This is a genomic window from Pseudomonas matsuisoli (assembly GCF_014647635.1).
GTDB classification, from domain to species: Bacteria; Pseudomonadota; Gammaproteobacteria; order Pseudomonadales; family Pseudomonadaceae; genus Pseudomonas_P; species Pseudomonas_P matsuisoli.
In genome coordinates, this window is record NZ_BMPO01000008.1 from 93,610 (window position 1) to 106,882 (window position 13,273).

The following is a 13,273-nucleotide window of genomic DNA, read 5'->3' on the forward strand; positions in this document are numbered from 1 at the left end:
GCGGATCGCCGCCCGGCCTGCTCCTACGATGGATCGCTGGAGGTCTAGCTCATGGTGTGAACTGACCAACCAGATCGCCCGCATGTGGGCTCCTACAAAAGCCGTGTCAGGCTGAGGCTGCGTCGTAGAACAAGCTCGCATCGCGCTGCTCGATCAGCGCCTGTTCGATGGCAGCTTGATGCACCTCGTCCGCATGCTCTTCACGCTCTTCCGGCTTGATCCCGAGGCGGGCGAACAGCTTCATGTCACGGTCTGCCTGCGGATTGCCCGTCGTAAGAAGCTTCTCGCCATAGAAAATCGAATTGGCACCGGCCATGAAGGCCAGTGCCTGCATCTGCTCGTTCATCTGTTCACGACCGGCCGAAAGCCGGACATGAGACTTCGGCATCATGATTCGCGCGACGGCCAGCGTGCGAATGAAGTCGAACGGATCGACATCTTTCTCCTCCGCCAGCGGCGTGCCTTTGACCTTGACCAGCATGTTGATCGGCACGGACTCTGGATGCTCCGGCAGATTGGCCAGCTGAATGAGCAGGCCCGCCCGGTCATCCACCGATTCACCCATGCCCAGGATGCCGCCGGAGCAAATCTTCATCCCGGCTTCGCGCACGTACGCAAGCGTTTGCAACCGTTCGGAATAGGTACGCGTGGTGATGATGTTGCCGTAGAACTCCGGAGAGGTATCCAGATTATGGTTGTAGTAGTCCAACCCGGCATCGGCGAGCGCCTGGGTCTGCTCCTGGCTGAGCTTCCCCAACGTCATGCAGGTCTCCAGGCCAAGCTTTTTGACGCCCTTCACCATTTCCAACACGTAGGGCATGTCCTTCGCGCTTGGGTGCTTCCAGGCCGCCCCCATGCAGAACCGGGTCGAGCCGATGGCTTTTGCGTCAGCAGCAGCGTCGAGCACCTTTTGCACGGCCATCAACTTTTCTTTGTCGAGCCCGGTGTTGTAGTGGCCGGATTGCGGACAGTACTTGCAGTCTTCCGGGCAGGCGCCGGTCTTGATCGAAAGCAACGTCGAAACCTGGACCCGGTTCGGATCGAAATGCTGGCGATGAACGCTTTGGGCCTGGAACAGCAAGTCGTTGAAAGGCAGCTCGAACAGTGCACGCACATCGTGGAGCGTCCAGTTATGGCGAGTTACGGAGGCAATCATTCGGTTGGTCCTGTTACAGGCGACCCGGCATAGGGGCCGTATTCGAGATTGCCGTCGACCTTAGATCATTACGCAGGAAACATCTGATCATTTTATGATCATCACTGGTAATCTCTAGACGAGAAATGCTGCGCGGATGGAACGCATATCTACGCCTAAAATGTCGCTTCTCAACACTCCCGTAGGACTCTTGCGGCATCGCCACGGGCCACTGAGTGATATGCAATCAACACGCCGCGTGCAAGGACGCACCATGCTTCGCTTACTAACCGCCCATTTGCCGTGGCTTCGTCCGCGCACTCAATGCCTGCTCTGCAAGGGCCCGACGGAGGGCAGCGTTCCCTTGTGCCACGATTGCGAGGCTGATCTGCCCTGGCTAACGCAGCAATGCTGCATCTGCGCGCTGCCGCTACTGACCGAGGGTCTACCCTGTGGCGGATGTCTCAAACAGCCGCCTCCATTCGATCAGGTAGTCGCCGCTTGGCGTTACGACTTCCCGGTGGACACGCTCATCACCCGGTTCAAGCACCAATCACGCTGGCCCTTCGGTCGGCTGCTGGCCGAAAAGCTCGCCACACACGTTCGGCATGCCGTCGACGGCGGCCTACCCAAGCCGGACGTACTGCTACCCGTCCCCTTGGCGGCAAAGCGCTTGCGTCAGCGCGGATTCAACCAGGCGCACATGATTGCTGACTGCCTGGGTAAAGCGTTGCAACTGCCCGTCGAACCGCAATGGCTGCTCCGCATACACGATGACCCCGCCCAACAAGGCCTCGACGCCGCCGCCCGCAAGAAGAACCTGCGCCGCTCGTTCACGCTGTCGCCGAAGGCTAGCGTGCAGGGCAAGCATGTCGCCGTGGTGGACGACGTACTCACGACTGGCAGCACCGCCGAGACCCTTGCACGCTTGCTCAAGCGTGCAGGTGCGCAACGGGTGGATGTCTATTGTCTGGCGCGCACTCCCAAACCTGGCCGCTGACACCGAAGGCGAACGCATATTCGCGCCACAGGCGATAGACTGCCGCCTTCGCTTCTGGAGTGACCCCATGGCCCATCCCTTCGATACCCTCACGCCTGACCTTGTCATCGACGCCGTGGAGAGCCTTGGCTATCTCAGTGACGCACGCATCCTGGCCTTGAACAGCTATGAAAACCGCGTCTACCAAGTGGGTATCGACGAACAGGCGCCGCTGATCGCCAAGTTCTACCGACCGGGACGCTGGAGCAATGATGCCATCCGCGAAGAACATGGGTTCAGCCAGGAACTCGTCGACGGAGAAATCCCCGTTGTCGCGCCACTGATACGTGACGGGGAGTCGCTGTTCGAGCATGGCGGCTTCCGCTTCGCGTTGTTCCCCAGACGCGGGGGTCACGCGCCCGAGCCGGGCAATCTCGACCAGCTTTATCGCCTCGGGCAACTGCTGGGGCGCATGCACCTGATAAGCAGCAGCCAACCCTTCCTCCATCGTGAAGCGCTGACCCCGCAGGGGTTTGGCCATGCCTCATTGCAGATCCTGCTGGATGGAGATTATGTACCCAAGAGCCTGTTGCCGGCGTACAGCTCGGTGGCCAAGGACCTCATGGCCAAAGTCGATGCGGTTTATGCGAAGGTTCGCTACCAACCGATTCGCCTGCATGGCGACAGCCACCCCGGCAACCTTTTGTACCGCGATGAGGCCTACCACGTCGTCGATCTGGACGACTGCCGCACCGGCCCGGCCGTGCAAGACCTATGGATGATGCTTGCGGGCGATCGCCACGAGCGTATGAGTCAGATTGCAGAACTCGTCGAGGGCTACAACGAATTCCACGATTTCGATCCGCGCGAGTTGCCCCTGATCGAAGCCCTGCGTGCGTTGCGATTGATCCACCACACCGCCTGGATCGCCCAGCGCTGGGATGATCCTGCATTCCCCAAAGCGTTCCCGTGGTTCGCGAACGAGCGCTATTGGGGCGATCAGGTATTGGCGTTGCGCGAACAGTTGTCGGCGTTGGATGAAGAGCCTTTGAAGTTGTTTTGATGGGTCATCGGGTTGCGCACAGTCCTGTAGGAGCCCACTTGTGGGCGATCGCGCCCAGCCAGGCGATACCGTGCTGTCGATCAGATCGGATCGCCCACAAGCTGATCGCAGCCCGGTGGGCTCCTACAAAATCGCGTACACCTACCCCGCAAACGCCTGCGTCAGCGCGTGCAGCAACAAACCCACCAATCCGCCCACCAACGTGCCGTTGATGCGGATGAATTGCAGGTCCTTGCCAACACTCTGTTCCATCTGCGCTACCAGCTCACGACTCTCCCATTGCTCGACTCGGTCCGAGATGTAGTGGCCGATCTGAGTCCGATAACGCTCGACCAGCGCCGGCGCCGCGGCCATCAGTTGCTCGTTAATCCAATCATGCATGGCGCGGTCGGCGGCAAGCGATTCACCGAAATTCTGCACGAGCTCGGTGATACGCCGGCGGATCGTCGACGCGTCACTTTCCAGATCCGTTTGCAGCCAGTCGATCAAATCGCGCCACAGCGTGCGCAGATAGGCCGAGGTCGCTGGATGATCCAGGAGCTGGGAGAAGATGCGTTCGATCTCCAGCCGGTAGTGATCGTCGTACTTCAAACGATTAACGAACTCGGCGACATAGACATCGAAACGTTCGCGCAAGGGGTGGTTGGGGTCTGCCGCGACTTCGGCGATCAACGCGCAAATGCCCCCCACGACTTTTTTCGCAGACCACCCACCGACCATGCTGCCCAGCCCCAGGTAACGCAGCGTCCGCACTTCCGCCGTGATCGCCCGTGCGACCATGGCCTGGGTCTCCTCGTTCTGCATCATGCGGTCGAGTTCGATTAGCACTTCATCGAGCATCGCCTGATGACGTCCCTGGCTCGTCAGCACTTCGAGTGCCTGGCCACACAACGGCGCCAGATCGACTTTACGCAGCCGTCGCGTGACCGTGGACTGGATGAACGCCTGCACGCGTTCGTCACGCAGCGCCGACACCCCGAAACGAGCGATGCCACCGGCATGCTGCCCCACAGCCTTGGCGTTGTCTGGATGACGCAACCAGTCTGCAATTCGACCACCCGGGTCAAGTGCCTGAATTTTCGCCAGCACCTGCGGCGTCGCAAGAAAGTGGGTGACGATGAAGTCGGACAGTTTGCGCCCGATGCGCGCCTTGTTACGCGGAATGATGGCCGTATGCGGGATCGGCAGACCCAACGGATGGCGGAACAGCGCGGTGACCGCGAACCAGTCCGCGATGGCCCCAACCATCGCCGCTTCGGCGAACGAAGCGACGTATCCCCAAGCAGGGTGTCGTGCTTCCAGCGCGGTGGCGATGGCGTAGAGCACCGCGGCCAATACGAGCAACCCGGTGGCGATCGCCTTCATGCGAAAGACCGGGGTTTGCCATTTTGATGTCGGCGGCATGCCTGTCCTCGGTTGTTCCATGTCTGTACAGGGTAGACCGAAAGACCGAAGTCGAGTGCCCAACGCGCCGCCGAGACAGGGGCGTAACCCCTCGAGCGCTGGCGCACCGCGCAATCGGGAGAGCCTGAATATCCCCGGAAAGATTCCGCCAGTTACACCGACTGCGCACTATACTGCCTACCGTCTTCTCCGCGCCCCGCGGCGCTTTTCACTCTGCAAGGCCATTCGATGTCATCCGCCACGCTGCAACGCGGTTATCTGCTCGGGCTCACCGCGTATACCCTCTGGGGGCTGTTCCCCATCTACCTTAAATTACTCAGCGACGTTCCTGCCCTGGAGGTGATCGTCCATCGGGTGCTCTGGTCTGCATTGCTGGGCAGTTTTCTGCTGCTCGTCTGGAAACACCCGGGCTGGTGGCGTGAGTTGCTTGCCCGTCCGCGCCTCTTCGGGCTCCTGGCGTTCACGGGCTTACTCATCGCTGGCAACTGGCTGATCTACATCTGGGCGGTGAACCACAATCGAATGATCGAAGCCAGCCTGGGCTATTACATCAACCCGCTCATGAACGTACTGCTCGGCATGGTTGTGCTGGGCGAACGGTTGCGCAGACTGCAATGGGTTGCGGTCATCCTCGCCGCACTTGGCGTACTGCAACAGCTACTGATGCTCGGTACGCTGCCGTGGATTTCGCTGGCACTGGCGATGAGCTTTAGCGTTTATGGACTGGTACGCAAAAAGGCCCCCGTTGCGGCGCTACCTGGTCTCGTCGTGGAAACCTGGATGCTCGTGCCGGTGGTGATCGCCATGTTGCTGTCGCATCCGGAAATGAACAGCTATCAACCCGAATACTGGCTGACCAGCGATGTGCTTTTCCTATCACTGTCCGGGCCGGTGACGCTGATCCCGCTGCTTTGCTTCAACGCCGCCGCCCGCTACCTGCCTTATGCCACCCTTGGTTTTCTTCAATACATCGGGCCGACACTGGTGTTGGGGCTGGCGGTGTTCGTCTACGGAGAGCCGTTCGATAGCAGCCGCCTGTTTTCCTTCATATGCATCTGGATAGGGCTGGCCATCTACAGTCTCGATGCGGTACGAACGCTGCGGCGCGCCCGCGTTCGATTGCCCCCGCCGAGCAGCTGATCAAAATTCGTACAGCACGTCGCGGCGGGCGCTGAGCGGGGCGTGGACTAAACGATGCAGAGGTTATCCACAGCCCCATCCACGTTCTTTGTGAACAAACGGTTACGCCCGCCCCCCTTCGTGCAGCCCAAGTTCGACCATCAGCTCGTCCGCCAACGTCTCCAAGGCTTCCTGCAGCGTTCCCAGCGACAACGATGCCGGCACTGCAAGCAATGCCTGGCATTGAAACAGCGGCTCGCCACTCATCGGCGCCGGAACGACTTCAGTGTCCAGTGACTCCAGATTCACGCCCTGTTCGGCCAGCAATCGCGTGATATCCCGGACGATTCCTGGCCGGTCATTGCCGACCAGCTCGAGCGCAACGGACTTCCACTCGCCCATGGGCTCTTGCCCGCCAGGCGTCACCAATACTCGAATGCCTTCGAGAGATTGCAGATCGACCACCAGCGCGTGGCTGCCGGCGGGGTCCACCGCCACTTCCAAAATTCCAGCGAACTGCCCGGCCATCCGCGCCATGCGGCTCTCCAGCCAATTGCCGCCGTTACGCGCGATACAGGCAGCGAGACGCTCGACGAGCCCAGGTCGATCCTGCGCGATGACGGTCAGTACGAGGTGGTCCATGGTGTGCGCTCCAGGCAGTGATGACGTTGTTCAAAAGGGAGTAGCGGCGACGCCGACAGTTCAAGCGTAGTCGCGCCTCGCAACGAAATCGCACGGCAGCGTAGTCGTTATTGCTTCGCTTTCTCCAACCGCCGCATGCATCATGACGCCCCCTTTGCACCTCATCTCCTGCCACTCATGAACTTGCGTTTCTGCCTCATCGCCATGACTGCGCTCGCGGTCATCACCGATAACTTGATCATCCCGTTCTTCCCGCAGTACTTCGCCGAGCGGTTCGGTAATCCTCCGCCGTCGCACGTTGGGCTCTATCTTGCGGCAATCAGTCTCGTCGTCATGACCGCGTTTCCGTTCTGGGCGCGATTGGCCAAGCGCGTGCATCCCGTGCGCATTCTTGTCGGCGCCCAATTCATGGCCGGCAGCCTGACCGTGGCCTGCGCGTTCATTTATTCCCTGCCGCTGTTTTGGGTGGTTTCTTTGGTGATGGTCGCGTTCAAGGGCAGCTACTTGCTGATGTACCCGTACGTGATGAGCCTGCAGGCCAACGAGAACCACACCCAAACCATCGGCACGCTTTCGGTGGTCGTGCATTTCGGCGCGATCCTCGGGGCTGCGCTGGGCGGGCTGATCCTGCAGTTCATGGCGATTGGGGATGTCTTTCTCGTCATGGGCGCTGCCGATTTCATCCAGATGGCGATCTGCATGAGCCTGCTCCGAGGCGCATTGCCAAAACCCGGTGAGGCGAGCGACGGCACCGAAACCGCCGAGGAGAAAAGCGCCGACACCCGAAGCCGCAGCCTGCTGGCCATCTACAAGCTCTGCGTCGTGATGCTGTTGTTCTACTGCGTGGGCTACATCACTCGACCGTTCTTCGCCGTGTACTGGCAGGAAGTGGCGCTATGGAACAGCGAACTGATGGCGGGCTTCGTCTACTCGCTCCCCGGCGCCGTCGCCGTGTTCGCACTGTGGTGGGCACGCCGCGCCACGAAGAAAGGCTCAACACGCGATGGCATTCTCGCCGGGTTGCTACTGGGCGCGGCGGCGACGCTAATCCAGGGCTTCGAAAACCAGTGGCTGATCATCCTTGGTCGGGTGCTGTTTGGCTGGGCGTTGTATCAGGTGACCGTGCGGCTCGATGCGCTGTTATTCGAGTTGAGTACGCCGGAAAACTATGCGGTGGACTTCAGCAAGGTGAATATCTTCCAGTGCCTGGGCACGATGGGCGCCTCCTATGGGGCGGGGTTGCTGGTGAGCCATTATGGGCAGGCGATGCCGTTTTGGGCGGGGGCGATTGGGTTGGTTGTAACGGCGGCGGCTTTTCCGTTGCTCGTGCGGAAGCCTCGTCAGGCGTAGGGCGGGTGGAACCCGCGGCGCTTTGGTTTTTTTCGACGGTGGTGTGCTTGAGATTGGTGCAAAACCGATTAATGAGCCGTCTCTGCGTTTGGGTTTCGCCCCCTCGGGCGAGTTACTTTCTTGTTGCTTGTCCAACAAGAAAGTAACCAAAGAAGAAAGACATCCGGGTCTGGCCGATGGCCAGACTTCCCTCACTCCGACCCCCTACCCAACGCCTGCATTCGGCCTCTTGAACGGGACCCGAAAAGCGCGCCTGTGAGACCGAGTAGGGAGATGGATTGGAATGTGGCTGTTTGCTTGGCTTTTCATGCTTCGGCCGTCGCTACGACTTCTGGTCATGCGAACTAAAGTCTCGAATTCACCACGATCATTGTAGGAGCGGGCTTGCCCGCGAAAGCGATATCTGCCATGACGACGATGTTGACCCCATCACCCCATTCGCGGGCAAGTCCGCTCCTACAGGGGACCGAATCTGTCGTGCGATAGCACTGCCCATGACGCAAAAGGGATCTGAGCAAAAGCGCGTTATCGCACTGCCCGCCCTACCGATCATGAAGAACTTAAAAGACGTTGGTTCTCAAGAAATCAAAGCGCGCACTCAATCGCATAGGCGCCACGCAGGGGTCCCCTTCAGAAGGCCTCGCTCCATCGTTGTTTCGAGGGTTGAGCGGCATGGATGCCGCGAAAGGCGCGATGGGCCAAGGATGGCCCTTCGCGACGGGCCTTCGAAACAACGATGGAGCGAGGGAACCTCATACGAAGCTCGCTTCGTATGAGGCCGGATGTCGGGGTGGCCTTCTTTTTGGTTACTTTTTCTTGGCCAGGCAAGAAAAAGTGACTCGCCCGAGGGGGCGAAACCAAAGCGATAGACAACTCGATAATTCCTAGAAAGCGCGCCTAAAGTCGCCACCATAAAAGCCGCGGGTTCCACCCGCCCTACCTCCGAGCCAACACCTCATCCGCCGGTATCTTCAACAACGCCTCGGTAATGTGCTCCGCCAAATACTCCACCGAAAACACCCCTCCATATGTCCACGTCGAAGGCAGCGCCCCAAAGTGCCCGCTCTTCACGAAGGGCATCGCCCGCCACAGCGGCGTCTCGAACAACTGATCCCCTTGGGCAAACGGCTCGATGTGCAAAACGATGCCCTCCTTGATCGCGCCTAGCGTCGTCACGGAGGTTTGCGTAATGCCCCAAGCACTCGCCGGCTGTGGATAGGCAGGTTCCAGATGAAGCAGGTCCATCGCTCGCTGCACCATGGAGTTGCGGCTGTTGATGAACACGACCGTCGGCGAGGAGAAGCGCACGACCGTGACCTTCGGCGGATTACCGGCGAAGTGTTCGAACAACCGCTGACGCATATCGAGGATATGGGCGTCCATTTCCGCCAGCCGCTCTTGAGCCAGCGCCTCGCGATCGATGCGCTTGGCGAGCGCTTCATACCCCTCACGTTGAACTGCGTAGTTGTCCGCCTCGGTCATGAAGCTGTCGTAGGCCACGACCGGCGCGATGCGCTTCAAGGTCGGACGCATATCCTCCAGCAACGGCGGAATCACGATCAGCTCTGGCTTCAGCTGCGCGAGCAACTCGAGGTTCGGCTCGGTACGCGATCCAACGTCGATGACCGATTCCGGCAGCGTCGGGCGGACGACCCAGGCGCGGTAATCCTTCGCATCGGCGATACCCAGCGGGGTGATGTCCAGCTTCAGCAGGTGCTCGGCGGACTCCCAGCCCAAGGCGACGACACGTGAATCTGCCGCCATTGCCTGGCCCATCGACAGAGCCACCAGCAGCGGCAACAACCAGCTCCACCTCATGCGAGCCTCCGGCGTACCAGCAGATAAACGAAGTAGGTGCCGCAGATGACGGAAGCGACGATGCCCACAGGTATCTGCAAAGGAAAGATCAGCATGCGCCCCAGCCAATCGGCGAGCAGCATCAGCATCGCCCCCAAGGCGGAAGCAAGCAGGATTTGCGGCAGTACGCGACGGGCGCCGAGAATTGCCGCCATGTGGGGCGCAAGCAGACCGAGAAATGCCACAGGTCCCATCAGGCTGGTCACCACCGCACACAACAACGACACCAGAACCAAAAGGCCGACCCGCGTGTAGGTCACATTCAGCCCACGGCTACGGGCCACGCCATCACCGATGGAAATCAGCGTCAACGCGCGGTGGAACGTGAGGCTCAGCCCACCCAAGACCAGCACACCGAGCGTCAACCCCAATGCCTGCCCAGGCGATGCGCGATAGGTCGAACCGGCCAACCAGCCCAGCAGCGCGAAGGAATCCGCCGTCCCTTTGGCCAAGCCAAACTGCAGGGCGGCATTGAGCAACGCGGTGAGGGAGATGCCCACAAGCGCCATCAACGCGGGCGAATACGCATGCTTGCGCCCCAGCAGCAGAAGGATGGCAAGCACCGTAAGGCTACCCGCGAATGCCGCGATCGGCGCGGTAAAGCCCAACAGCGAGCCGCCGAACACCATCAGCGCGATCATCACCGCCAGGGTCGCGCCCGCCGACAACCCCAGAATGTCCGGGCTCGCCAACGGGTTGCGCAACAGACGTTGCAGCATCATGCCCGCGATGGCGAGACCGCAGCCCGCCGCCGCAGCGGTAAGCATACGTGGCCAGCGCAGTGACAGGATCAGATCATCCGGCCAGGCCAATTCCCAGCCGTTCGCACCGCGAAACACACAAAAACTCAGCACCAGCGAAACGCACCCGAACAGGGCGATCAGAACGCCGCTACGGCGCCTGAAACGCTCCGCGCCATCGGGCAACTGCAAGCCGCGCGGGTCGTCCGCGGATAATTGACGACGCGACAACCATAGCAACGCCGGTGCACCAATCAATGCAGCCGCAGCACCGCTCGGAACGAGGTCGGAGGTCCAGTGATTCATCCCGAGCGCGATGGCGTCCGTTGCCAAAAGCAGCAACGATCCGAGCAAGGCGCTGAAGACCAGTTCATCGCGCGAGGTCCGGGCGCCGAACAGACGGGCGAGATTTGGTGTCAGCAGGCCAATGAAGCCGATCAGTCCTACCGCCGTGATCGAAACCGATGTCAGCCAGATGGACACCATGAACAGCACCAGCATCACCGGCCAGAGACTCAAACCGCGCGCACGCGCCCCATCCCCGCCCAACTGGAGCAATGTCAGGACGCGAGGTGCCAGGGCAATGACCGCGAGGCCAACGAGTAGCTTCGGCCAGAGCCAACTCACCCAGTGCCAGTCGATTTGCGCGAGATCGCCTGCGCCCCATACGAATAACCCGCGGGTGTACTGGTTGTTCACCAGCGTGATACCCGACGCCAACGCGCCCAATAGCAGGTTCATGGCCATGCCGGCCAGCACGATCGGCAGCCCGTTGATGCCGTTGCGCCCTGCGATCAGCGCCACGAGGCCGACCGCCACGATCGCGCCCGTCAGCGCCGCCCACTCGCCATGGCCCGAGGCGATCGAGGGTAGCCACAAGGTTGCACAAACCAACCCCAACCACGCGCCAGAGCTGGCCCCAATTGTCATCGGCGAGACCAACCGGTTCCCGGTCATCTGCTGCAAGACACTTCCGGAAAGGCCCATCGCCGCGCCTACCAACAGCGCCATGACCAACCGCGGCAGCACCGACAGACTGAACTCGAGGGCATCGAAGCCGCCGGCCGTTCCGGTAATGATTGCCCATTGCTGGGCCATGGGCAGAGCGCTGCCTAATTGGAGATGAAGCATCGCCATCGCCGGCAAGGCCGCGACGATCAGCACGTACCGCCAAATGCCTCCCCGCCACCCCAACACCGGCATCGTCGCCGTAGCCTGCGTCACGGCGCGACCACGGCCACGGGGCGAGCGGCACCTGGCTGCTGGATGAGCTGGATGTCGATCTCATACAGGCCGCTCAACAACGACCCCGAAAGCAGTTCGTCCGGCGTGCCATCGAAATACACGCGGCCTTGCTTCAGGGCGATGATGCGGTCGGCGTAGCGTGTCGTCAGGTTGACGTCATGCAGGATCGCGACGATACCGAGCCGCGCTGTCTGATTGAGCCCGCGCAACAGGTGCATCAGGTCGTACTGATGCGAGAGGTCCAGTGCTGACGTCGGCTCGTCCAACAGGATCAGCGGTGAAGCTTGGGCCAGCAGCATGGCAATCCAGGCGCGCTGACGCTCGCCGCCCGACAGAGTATCCGCAAGGTGATCGGCGTATTGCAGCACGTCAGTCTCGCGCATGGCCTTCTCGACGGCGTCGAGGTCTTCAGGGCGCCAACGGCCAAGCAGCCCCCGCCAGGGGAAACGTCCCAAGCGGACCAGTTCGCGCACCGTCAGCCCCGCCACTTCCGGCAAACGCTGCGGGAGGAAGGCCACTCGCTGAGCAAAATCTCGCGAGCTGTAGGCGTCCAGCGGGCGATCGTCGAGCTGCAAGGCTCCCGTGGCTGGCTCCGTTTGACGGGCGATCAGGTTCATCAAAGTCGATTTGCCCGAACCGTTGTGACCGAGAATCACCGTGAACTGGTCGCCGGCGATCTCCAGGTGATCGATGTCCAACGTGGTGCGCCCATCGTGGCGCACCTTGATGTCATGCAGCTTCAGCATTCGGCGGCCAACTCCTGGCGCAAACGTTCGATCCTTTCCGCTTCGCGGATTTTCGGACAGGTGCTGCACAGCGCACCGTCGGCACGACGAAAATGCTGGCAGCAGACTTTTCTTCCCAAGGCGAGGCGCTCGCGTCCGTCATCCAGATGCACGTCGATCAGCGAACTCTCGTCCTGCAAACTCAGCGCGTCGAGCCATTGGCATTCCAGGGCATGGGCGCGCCCGTTGCAGAATCCCTGCTGACGTTGGATGAAGAGCAAGGCCGCGAGGACGTAGTCCGCGGCCAGTCGGTTGGCCATCTTCGCCTTGATACCAACCACGCCCTGGAATTCCACCAATTGATGCGCCAGCTGCTCACGCAGTTGCTCGGCCGCCAGTTCAATCAAGCGTTGTGGCGCCGCTTGACGCGGGCAGTGCTCGGGCAGGCAGAAGCCGGACACGAATCCCTCGTTCACCGACTGCCCCATTTGCGCAAGGCAGGGCGCACGCTGCGCCAGGTGCACGCCGAGTAGGCAAAGGTAAATGGGTTGCCAGATCAACAAGGTCCAACTGCGCGTCGACCAGTAATGCGGGCCTGCCTCCGGATGTGCCAAGCGCCAGTGCTCATGCAAGGCCGCAATGTGATCGCGATTGTAGGCGGCGCCTAGGCGAAACTCTTCACGGTGCGCATCACCGACACGACCGTTCAACCCGGGCAGGCTGCGGGACGTGACATCGAGCAAATGAAGAAGATCAGGGTTGGCCTGGGGCATGGTCGTGTGACTAAGAACGGCACATGAAGTCGGCGGGAAGCCGACGGAATGGGTCGAAGTTTAATCGCCGAAACGAGATTGCATCAAATTATCATTTGCAAGGCGATATTTGGATGCCCGGGCGTCGAATTCAGAACGTTTACCTGTAGGCGCCAGCCGGGCTGCGATTAGCTTGCTGGCGATCCGGATCCAGTCGACAACGCGGTATTGCCTGACCAGGCGCGATCGCCGGCAAGCTGGC

General features: G+C 60.9%; 11 protein-coding genes. 4 read left to right on the plus strand and 7 right to left on the minus strand.

From position 1 onward, the window contains the following. Positions 1 to 106: 106 nt before the first annotated feature. On the minus strand, positions 107 to 1,156 hold the full coding sequence (gene bioB, locus IEY47_RS16455) for a biotin synthase BioB (protein ID WP_188984637.1): 1,050 nt from the start codon (positions 1,154 to 1,156) through the stop codon (positions 107 to 109). Positions 1,157 to 1,409: 253 nt separating this feature from the next. On the opposite strand from bioB, the gene IEY47_RS16460 reads away from it, so the two are divergent. Together IEY47_RS16460 and IEY47_RS16465 are read left to right on the plus strand one after the other, a co-directional pair. After that, positions 1,410 to 2,135, plus strand: a complete 726-nt coding sequence (locus IEY47_RS16460; RefSeq protein ID WP_188984639.1) for a ComFC family protein — start codon at positions 1,410 to 1,412, stop codon at positions 2,133 to 2,135. Between the two features lie 67 nt (positions 2,136 to 2,202). Next, complete coding sequence (locus IEY47_RS16465) at positions 2,203 to 3,177, plus strand: serine/threonine protein kinase (protein ID WP_188984641.1); 975 nt, start codon at positions 2,203 to 2,205, stop codon at positions 3,175 to 3,177. 141 nt (positions 3,178 to 3,318) lie between these two features. Here the strand turns inward: IEY47_RS16465 and IEY47_RS16470 are convergent, their stop codons facing one another. Beyond that, positions 3,319 to 4,581: a DUF445 domain-containing protein gene (locus IEY47_RS16470; RefSeq protein ID WP_188984644.1), complete on the minus strand. Its 1,263-nt coding sequence runs from the start codon at positions 4,579 to 4,581 to the stop codon at positions 3,319 to 3,321. Between the two features lie 228 nt (positions 4,582 to 4,809). Here IEY47_RS16470 and rarD point away from each other — a divergent pair, with 228 nt between their 5' ends. Then, positions 4,810 to 5,721, plus strand: a complete 912-nt coding sequence (rarD, locus tag IEY47_RS16475; protein ID WP_188984646.1) for an EamA family transporter RarD — start codon at positions 4,810 to 4,812, stop codon at positions 5,719 to 5,721. 102 nt (positions 5,722 to 5,823) lie between these two features. On the opposite strand, the gene IEY47_RS16480 is transcribed toward rarD, so the two are convergent. Further along, complete coding sequence (locus tag IEY47_RS16480) at positions 5,824 to 6,342, minus strand: glycine cleavage system transcriptional repressor (RefSeq protein WP_188984648.1); 519 nt, start codon at positions 6,340 to 6,342, stop codon at positions 5,824 to 5,826. Positions 6,343 to 6,519: 177 nt separating this feature from the next. Between IEY47_RS16480 and IEY47_RS16485 the strand changes: the two genes are divergently transcribed. After that, a complete protein-coding gene (locus tag IEY47_RS16485) occupies positions 6,520 to 7,692 on the plus strand; it encodes an MFS transporter (RefSeq protein WP_188984650.1) in 1,173 nt (390 codons plus the stop codon). 936 nt (positions 7,693 to 8,628) lie between these two features. Here the strand turns inward: IEY47_RS16485 and IEY47_RS16490 are convergent. Genes IEY47_RS16490 through IEY47_RS16505 form a run of 4 tightly spaced genes read right to left on the minus strand, consistent with a single transcriptional unit; the run spans position 8,629 to position 13,032 of the window. Then, positions 8,629 to 9,510, minus strand: a complete 882-nt coding sequence (locus IEY47_RS16490; protein WP_188984652.1) for an ABC transporter substrate-binding protein — start codon at positions 9,508 to 9,510, stop codon at positions 8,629 to 8,631. Then, the gene (fhuB, locus tag IEY47_RS16495) at positions 9,507 to 11,513 is read right to left on the minus strand and encodes a Fe(3+)-hydroxamate ABC transporter permease FhuB (protein ID WP_229779495.1); all 2,007 of its coding nucleotides are present in this window, start codon (positions 11,511 to 11,513) and stop codon (positions 9,507 to 9,509) included. The genes IEY47_RS16490 and fhuB overlap by 4 nt, the downstream gene beginning before the upstream one ends. After that, positions 11,510 to 12,280, minus strand: a complete 771-nt coding sequence (locus IEY47_RS16500; protein WP_188984654.1) for an ABC transporter ATP-binding protein — start codon at positions 12,278 to 12,280, stop codon at positions 11,510 to 11,512. Before IEY47_RS16500 ends, fhuB begins: the two co-directional genes overlap by 4 nt. Next, the gene (locus tag IEY47_RS16505) at positions 12,274 to 13,032 is read right to left on the minus strand and encodes a siderophore ferric iron reductase (RefSeq protein ID WP_188984656.1); all 759 of its coding nucleotides are present in this window, start codon (positions 13,030 to 13,032) and stop codon (positions 12,274 to 12,276) included. Before IEY47_RS16505 ends, IEY47_RS16500 begins: the two co-directional genes overlap by 7 nt. Between the last annotated feature and the right edge of the window lie 241 nt (positions 13,033 to 13,273).